Origin of the sequence: Pantoea sp. GbtcB22, assembly GCF_019091025.1 — a bacterium.
In the GTDB taxonomy this organism is placed as follows: domain Bacteria; phylum Pseudomonadota; class Gammaproteobacteria; order Enterobacterales; family Enterobacteriaceae; genus Pantoea; species Pantoea leporis.
Genome location: NZ_JAGXKB010000764.1, coordinates 1 through 239, shown reverse-complemented (window position 1 = coordinate 239; position 239 = coordinate 1). Strand labels below are relative to the sequence as shown.

The following is a 239-nucleotide window of genomic DNA, read 5'->3' as shown; positions in this document are numbered from 1 at the left end:
GTGGCGGATAAAGCCGGTCACCACCAAACGTTTATGGGGATGCTGTGTTAACAGCTCCTGCACCAGCGGCCAGGATTTGCCTTCATCAACCTGCGGCTGCGCGGCACGTCCAGCACGCAAGAAGTCACGCGCATCAAGCCAGGCGGCTTCGATCTCGCGCTGGCTCAAAACCGCAGCCCTCAAGCGCGCTGACCAGATTTCGCCGTGCCCCACCACTTCGGCATACACCGCGTCGGTGA

1 protein-coding gene is annotated in these 239 nt (G+C 61.5%); it reads right to left on the bottom strand.

What is annotated here, in order from left to right:
- The coding region (locus tag KVT28_RS26610) for a hypothetical protein (RefSeq protein ID WP_217551305.1) at positions 1–239 on the bottom strand (239 nt) is incomplete at both ends.